1 protein-coding gene is annotated in these 866 nt (G+C 62.1%); it reads left to right on the plus strand.

The window, feature by feature from the left end:
* A partial coding sequence (locus GTGU_RS23455) for an Ig-like domain-containing protein (protein WP_038163661.1) occupies window positions 1-866 on the plus strand: 866 nt, incomplete at both ends.

Raw genomic sequence — 866 nt, forward strand, 5'->3', positions numbered from 1 at the left:
GGCAACTGGAGCGTCGGCGTTCCGGCAGCCGATGTGACTGCCCTGCAGGACGGCACCAGCACCATCAGCGTGACCGTCACCACGGCTGCGGGTAACAGCGGTTCCGCCACGCACGACATCAACGTTGACTCGTCTGTGGCAAGCATCAGCTTTGATGCCATCAGCACCGACAACGTGCTGAACGCCGCCGAAAAAGGGCAGGATCTGATTCTGAGCGGTACCAGCACCGGCCTGACAGCAGGCACCACCGTAACGGTAATGCTGAACGGCACCGCGTACACAGCAACGACAGACGCCACCGGCAACTGGTCCCTGACCGTCCCGGCAGCGGATCTGGCTACACTTGGCGAAGCGGATTACACGCTGACAGCCAGCGCCACCAACAGCACCGGTAACAGCACCAGCACCACCGCGAACCTGCTGGTGGATGCGGCAGCACCGGTGATCACCATTAACACCCTGGCCGTGGACGACATCCTGAATGCGACCGAAGCGCAGGCTGACCTGGTGATAAACGGCATGACCACCGCACAGGCCGGTCAGACTGTCACCGTCACTGTCGGCGGTATCAACTACACCGCACAGGTCCAGGCGGACGGCAGCTGGAGCGTGACCGTTCCGGCTAACGACGTGGCTGCGCTGAACGACGGTAACGCCACCGTTACGGCGTCTGTCTCTGACATCGCCGGTAACCCGGCGTCTGCCAGCCACAACCTGACCGTCGATACGGCGGCTCCGGTAGTGACAATTAACACTGTTGCCGGTGACGATATCCTGAACACCACCGAACACGGTCAGGCACAGGTCATCAGCGGTTCTGCAACCAACGCCGCAGCCGGTGATACCGTGACCGTGACCCTGAACGG

Origin of the sequence: Trabulsiella guamensis ATCC 49490 (assembly GCF_000734965.1) — a bacterium.
Lineage (GTDB): Bacteria > Pseudomonadota > Gammaproteobacteria > Enterobacterales > Enterobacteriaceae > Trabulsiella > Trabulsiella guamensis.